Source organism: Streptomyces sp. PTY087I2 (genome assembly GCF_001687325.1).
In the GTDB taxonomy this organism is placed as follows: domain Bacteria; phylum Actinomycetota; class Actinomycetes; order Streptomycetales; family Streptomycetaceae; genus Streptomyces.
In genome coordinates, this window is sequence record NZ_LZRD01000078.1 from 1 (window position 1) to 1249 (window position 1249).

The following is a 1249-nucleotide window of genomic DNA, read 5'->3' on the forward strand; positions in this document are numbered from 1 at the left end:
ACCCGCCCACGACGCACCCGCCCGCCGCCGGGGCACACCCCGGGGCCGGGCCGCTGCCCGTGGTCCCGCGCCAGCGCCAGACGGACCGGGGCCCCGGCCAGCGGGTCGGCCCCGGGGACATCGCCGCGCTGCGCTCGGTCGGCGAGCTCTTCCGCACCCTGGACCACGCCTACGGCGGCGGGCACGCCCGGCAGGCCCTCGTGCGGTATCTGGAGCACGAGGCCGAGCCGATGCTCCGGGGCACGTACGGCGAGACCACCGGGCGACGGCTGTTCGCCGCGGTCGCCGACCTGACCCGGCTGGCCGGCTGGACCTCGTACGACATCGCCGCCCACGGTCTCGCCCAGCGGTACTTCGTCCAGGCGCTCCGGCTCGCCCAGGCCGCCGGGGACCGTGGCTACGGCGCCTATGTGCTGCTCACGATGAGCCGGCAGGCGGTCTACCTCGGGCACGGCAGGGAAGCCGTCCAGCTCGCCCGCGTCGCCCAGCAGGGCATCGGCTCGGCCGCCCCGCCCCTCGTCCAGGCGCTGCTGCACGCGGTCGAGGCGCGCGGCCACGCGGTGCTCGGCGAGGCGCGCTCCAGCACCGCCGCGCTGACCCGGGCCGAACACGCCCTGGAGACCGCGCGTCCCGGCGACGAGGTGCCGCACTGGGCGCGCACCTTCGACGAGGCGCAGCTCGCCGACGAGCTGGGCCACTGCCACCGCGACCTCCAGCAGTACCGGGCCGCCGCCCAGCACGCCGAGCGCTCGCTCCAGCTGCGCGCCCCGGCGTACGCCCGCAGCAGACTGTTCTGCCGGGTGGTCCTCGCCTCGGCCCGCCTGGGCCTCGGCGAGCTGGAGCAGGCCTGCCAGCTCGGCGCGGAGGCGGCCCAGCAGGCGGCCGAGATGCGCTCGGCGCGCGCCACGGAGTACGTCCGCGCCTTCGAACGCAGCCTGGAGCCGTACCGGGACGCGGTCGCCGTACGCGGCTACCGCGACCGGGTGGCGGCGCTGGGGTGAGCCGCGTGGGGCCGGGCGGCGCGGGACCGGCTTCACGCGCCCGGGCTCACGCGGCCCGGGGCGCTGGTCCCGCGCCGACTCCGGCCCCGGGCTGTGCCGCCTCCGGCCCGGGGCGCTCCCGTCGTGTGCGCCAGGGGCGTCTCCGGCCCAGTCCCCGCCGCCTCCGGGCCGGGCTTACGCTCCCTGGCCGAGCCCCGCGGAACCCGGCCTCACGTGCCCGGCCTCACGCGGCCCGGGGCGCTGGTCCC

At 79.0% G+C, this 1249-nt stretch carries 1 pseudogene; it reads left to right on the forward strand.

Annotation, left to right across the window (positions count from 1 at the left end):
* Positions 1–1001, forward strand: a pseudogene (locus A3Q37_RS35115) (regulator); the annotation flags it as partial.
* Positions 1002–1249 lie beyond the last annotated feature (248 nt).